Here is a 5,018-nt window from a genome sequence, read left to right on the forward strand (position 1 = left end):
AGATTGCGCTTTCTGTAGGCGACGGGGTCGAAGGGCGGAATGGCGCGGCGGTTGGGCATGGGCGAGATCACGGGCCTGGTGCCTTGGCGGGTGAGGAAGGTGCTAAGGTCATCGGCGTCGTAGGCCTTGTCGGCGATCAGCTCTTCTGGTGGCGGTATTGTGGGCAGAAGCGCCCTTGCGCCGCTGATGTCGGAGGCCTGGGCACTGTCGTGAATTTCGTGTATGGGCGGCGGTTGAACATCAGGCCGCCAGGGCCCTTACGAAGCGGTCGCCGAAGATGACGGCGAACTGAGCCTTTGCCATAGCCCATTCTCGAGGTGGCATCACCCACTCTTTTTCGGATCGGTTCAGGATCAGATAGAGCAGCTTGGCCGCGGCCTCATCGCTGGGGAAATGGCCGCGCGCGCGGATGGCCCGGCGCAGCTTGGAATTCAAAGCTTCTATGGCGTTCGTTGTATAAATGATCCGACGGACCTCGCCGGGGAAGGAAAAGAACGGGATGACTTCCTGCCACACCCGGCGCCAGCTCTGGCCGATGGCGGGGTATTTCTGGCCCCATGGACCGGCCTCGAAATCGGCGAGAGCGGCCTCGGCGGCCCTGGCATCAACGGCCCGGTAGATGTCCTTGAGGGCGGTGGCGACCGCCTTGCGGTCCTTGTAGGACACGAAATCCATGGAATTCCGGAGCAGATGGACGATGCAGTGTTGATTTCCACTGAGAAGTGACCCGGGAAGGCCGGATTTTTCCACTGAGATTTGACCCATGTTTGACTGTTTCCCCGTCTGGAAGAGGCGGGGGCGAACGGAGTGTTGGACATGGCGTTTTTGAGCATTATCCGCCGGTGGCATAAGCGTGAGCATGTGCCGATCCGGGAGATTTCACGGCGGCTTGGCGTGTCGCGGAACACAATCCGCAAATATCTGCGGTCTGATCAGATTGAGCCGAAGTTTCAGGTTCCGGACCGGCCGAGCAAGCTGGACCCGTATGCCGAGAAGTTGGCCCTCTGGCTCCGGCGTGAGGGGAACCGGCCGCGCAAGCAGCGGCGGACGGTGAAGCAATTGCACGGAGACCTGGTCAGCCTTGGCTATGACGGCTCCTACAACCGGGTAGCGGCATTTGCCCGCGCCTGGAAGGAAGAATGCAAACTTCTGCAGCAGACCGCCGGGCGTGGCACCTTTGTGCCGCTGTCTTTTGCGCCCGGCGAAGCCTTTCAGTTCGACTGGAGCGAGGATTTCGCTGTCATTGGCAGCGCCCGCGTCAAGCTGCAGGTGGCACATACCAAGCTCTGCTACAGCCGCGCGTTCATCATCCGCGCCTATCTGCTGCAGACGCATGAGATGCTGTTCGATGCGCACAACCACGCCTTCCGGGCGCTTGGCGGCGTGCCGCGGCGGGGCATTTACGACAACATGAGCACTGCCGTGGACAAGGTCGGTCGCGGCAAGGAGCGCAGCGTCAACCTGCGCTTCCAGGCGATGACCAGCCATTATCTCTTCGAGCCCGATTTCTGCAATCGCGCCGCAGGCTGGGAAAAGGGGCAAGTTGAAAAGAACGTCCAGGATGCCCGCCATCGCCTGTGGCAATCCATGCCGCCGTTCGAAACCCTCGACGCCCTCAATGATTGGCTGGAACAGCGCTGCCGGGAGCTTTGGGAGCAGACCGCACATGGCGGCGAGCCAGGGAGCATTGCCGATGTCTGGGCCCAGGAGGTCGAGAGCCTCATGCCCGTGGGGCGGCCATTCGATGGGTTCGTGGAATTCACCAAGCGCGTCTCCTCGACCTGCCTGATCCACCTGGAGCGCAACCGCTACAGCGTGCCGGCTTCTTTTGCCAACCGGCCGGTCAGCCTGCGGGTTTACCCCAACAGGCTGGTGGTGGCGGCGGAAGGGCAAATCATTTGCGAACACCCCCGCGTCGTCGAGCGGACACACGGTCCCGGCCGCACGATTTATGACTGGCGGCATTATCTGGCGGTGATCCAGCGCAAGCCGGGCGCCTTGCGCAACGGCGCGCCGTTCCTGGAATTGCCCGATGCGTTCCGGCATTTGCAGCGGCATCTCCTGCAGCATCCAGGCGGTGACCGCGATATGGTGGAGATCCTAGCCCTGGTGCTGCACCATGATGAGCAACTGGTTCTGATGGCGGCGGAACTGGCCTTGGCCGATGGCGTGCCGTCCAAGACGCATATCCTCAACCGGCTCCACAGGCTGATCGACGGCAAACAGGCGCCGCCGCCAGTCATCACCGCACCACAGGCGTTGACATTGGCCCATGAGCCCAGGGCCGATGTCGAGCGCTACGATACCCTGCGTCAAACCGGGGAGACTCGCCATGCGTCATGATCCCGCCGCGGGTGCGCTCGTCATCATGCTTCGCAGCCTCAAAATGCACGGCATGGCACAGGCCGTCGATGAACTGGCCCAGCAGGGTGCTCCGGCCTTTGAAGCCGCCATCCCGGTGCTCTCCCAGTTGCTCAAGGCCGAGACCGCTGAGCGCGAGGTCCGCTCCATGGCCTATCAGCTCAAGGCCGCCCGCTTCCCGGCCTATCGCGACCTGGCCGGCTTCGACTTCGCCAGCAGCGAGGTCAATGAGGCCCTGGTCAGGCAGTTGCATCGTTGCGACTTCATCGAGCCCGCCGACAATGTCGTGCTCGTCGGCGGCCCGGGCACGGGTAAAACTCACATCGCCACCGCGCTTGGCGTGCAGGCCGTCGAGCATCACAAAAAGCGCATCCGCTTCTTCTCCACCGTCGAGCTGGTCAATGCTCTGGAGCAGGAAAAGGCTCAGGGAAAGGCTGGGCAAATCGCCGGCCGCCTGATCCATGCCGACCTCGTCATCCTCGATGAGCTTGGCTATCTGCCCTTCAGCGCCTCAGGCGGCGCTTTGCTGTTCCATCTGCTCAGCAAGCTCTACGAGCGCACCAGCGTCGCCATCACCACCAACCTCAGCTTCAGCGAATGGGCCGCGGTCTTCGGCGACGCCAAGATGACCACCGCTCTCCTCGACCGCCTGACGCACCACTGCCACATCCTGGAGACCGGCAATGACAGCTTCCGGTTCAAGAACAGCTCAGTGCAGAAATCTCAAAACGAAAGGAGAAAAGCAGCCCTTGACCCCATCATGAAACCCAAATCATAACCAAAAGACGGGTCAAATCTCGATGGAATTCCCGGGTCACTTCTCAGTGGAAATCAACACCCGGCGGTCATCAACCCGAGGCTTGCCGCCAAGCTTCGGCAGCAATGGTTCGATCGCAGCCCATTGAGTGTCGTTCAGCCAGAAAAGTTCCGCCATGTTCCAAGTCCTCCGAACAGACTTGAGTCAGACGTCCCGTAGTCATGGCAATAGGTACATAGCCTAGAGCATCATCCGATCAGATGGAATCATCTGATCGGATAAAGATGCTCTAATTATCAATATGATAGAGCACTACATCCGATCCGAAATGATCGGAAAGTGCTCTAGGCGGGCAACAAGAAAGTAGCCGCCGACTTTCCTCTTCAGTCTTTGGAAGACCGCGTTCACTCTCCTATTTCATTGGGATCTAGTTTTTTATTGTAGATATGTTCATCAATTGCATTACCTAAATCTTTAACAAACTCATCTCTGTCTCCAACAAATATATATCCTATAGAATTAAAACTTCTGATCGGATAATTTAAAATTTTAAACATTTTTAATTTTCTTCTGATCCGAGATATTATGTTATCAACGCTGCGGTCGACGTTTTTACTAACGCGACCACGAACCATAAGGGCTAAACTTCCTCGCGGAATCACAATTCCAGCATTTTCAACTAAAATTGATAACGTTTTATATTCATAAGGCGTAAATGCGATAAAAAATTTTGTACTATTATTAAATATGTCGACATACTTTATTTCTTTATTATTTTCCAAACCTTGCTTATCATTTAAATTTTGACCAACATCATTCCTAACATACATATCTATGCTTTGTTTTAGAAAAGTCATAAATATATTGTTTTTTATCTTCTGACTATCATTGATCGAATACCAATATTCATCTGCACCAAATTTGAATACGGTCAGAGCAAGAACCTCATCATAATTTTCAGACAGAACAACAATTGGCGAGTTTGTTTTGTTTCTAATTTCAATAATTTTTTTGGTTAGACTTATACTATAATTTTTCATGCAAAATAGAAATATGTCTGAAGCATTATTTTTTGATATTTTATTCATTTTTTGAGTATCGCCTTCGAAGATGATGTCGATATCAAAATCATGAATTTCATTCAATACATTATCTATATGATTATCTTCTGACATAAATACTGTAACAGTTTTTTTTATCTTACGGTTATACTTTTTTACGTCATTAATCGACTGTGCGTCATATAGCATTGAATCATCCATAAGCTTTGTTTGGATTTGAAACTAATTACCTATAATCTAATAGTTTACTTTTCTTTTTTTTCCAAAATTCAAATTGTTATTGAAACAATAAAATTAATGTCATGAAATTTGTTATTTATGTCTATAAATTCAAAATATCTTTTTATATTGATCGATACATGAACATCAGCCAAACTATCTGATAAATCGTCTAAATTTTGATATTTATGACTCTTCAGATATATATGATAATTTTGCATTCCTGCTATGCGATTGTATTTTTGTTGGGCATTCCAATAAAACGGATTGTTCCAACAGAAACAGATAGATAGAGGACAGAAGCCGGCTGAGTGCACGCGGCCTTTGCTGGGCTGTCGGCATCCACCGGCACCAGAATGTCTATCCGGCGGATGTGCAGCTGATCTTCCCGGTCGCAGGCCGCGGTCGCCCACGGGTGCGTCATGTGCCCGACGTCAAATCCATGGCGGCACAAGCGATGCTCGAAGGCACGAAGTGGCGGCAGCTCGGTTGGCGCAAGGGAACAAAGGGGTGTCTGACAACCCGCTTTGCCGCCATGAGGGTACGCATTGCTGATGGCGCGCCCCAGCGAATCGGTTCTGCCGGTGCCCAGCACATGCCGGGAGAGGAAGCCTGGCTGG

At 53.4% G+C, this 5,018-nt stretch carries 3 protein-coding genes and 3 pseudogenes; 3 read left to right on the forward strand and 3 right to left on the reverse strand.

Features of this window, described 5'->3' with window-relative positions; genetic code table 11:
* Positions 1-240: 240 nt before the first annotated feature.
* Positions 241-708: pseudogene (locus B7Z76_RS15425) on the reverse strand (transposase); the annotation flags it as partial.
* Between the two features lie 108 nt (positions 709-816).
* Here B7Z76_RS15425 and istA point away from each other — a divergent pair.
* Positions 817-2,343, forward strand: coding sequence for an IS21 family transposase (gene istA, locus B7Z76_RS15430; protein ID WP_211477463.1), 1,527 nt, complete (start codon positions 817-819; stop codon positions 2,341-2,343).
* Positions 2,333-3,139: an IS21-like element helper ATPase IstB gene (gene istB, locus B7Z76_RS15435; RefSeq protein ID WP_011930470.1), complete on the forward strand. Its 807-nt coding sequence runs from the start codon at positions 2,333-2,335 to the stop codon at positions 3,137-3,139. The genes istA and istB overlap by 11 nt, the downstream gene beginning before the upstream one ends.
* A gap of 54 nt (positions 3,140-3,193) precedes the next feature.
* Here istB and B7Z76_RS15440 read toward each other — a convergent pair.
* Positions 3,194-3,295: pseudogene (locus B7Z76_RS15440) on the reverse strand (IS5/IS1182 family transposase); the annotation flags it as partial.
* 227 nt (positions 3,296-3,522) lie between these two features.
* The gene (locus B7Z76_RS15445) at positions 3,523-4,380 is read right to left on the reverse strand and encodes a winged helix-turn-helix domain-containing protein (protein ID WP_291345074.1); all 858 of its coding nucleotides are present in this window, start codon (positions 4,378-4,380) and stop codon (positions 3,523-3,525) included.
* Between the two features lie 316 nt (positions 4,381-4,696).
* Between B7Z76_RS15445 and B7Z76_RS15450 the strand changes: the two are divergent.
* Positions 4,697-5,018 (forward strand): annotated as a pseudogene (locus B7Z76_RS15450) (transposase); the annotation flags it as partial.

The sequence above is a fragment of the Acidiphilium sp. 20-67-58 genome, from assembly GCF_002255515.1.
Classification (GTDB): Bacteria; Pseudomonadota; Alphaproteobacteria; order Acetobacterales; family Acetobacteraceae; genus Acidiphilium.

What these genes read in the sequence shown, in the direction of transcription:
- istA (WP_211477463.1), top strand. Translation starts at nt 817, where the DNA reads ATGGCGTTTTTGAGCATTATCCGCCGGTGGCATAAGCGTGAGCATGTG.
- istB (WP_011930470.1), top strand. Translation starts at nt 2,333, where the DNA reads ATGCGTCATGATCCCGCCGCGGGTGCGCTCGTCATCATGCTTCGCAGC.
- B7Z76_RS15445 (WP_291345074.1), bottom strand. Translation starts at nt 4,380, where the DNA reads ATGGATGATTCAATGCTATATGACGCACAGTCGATTAATGACGTAAAA.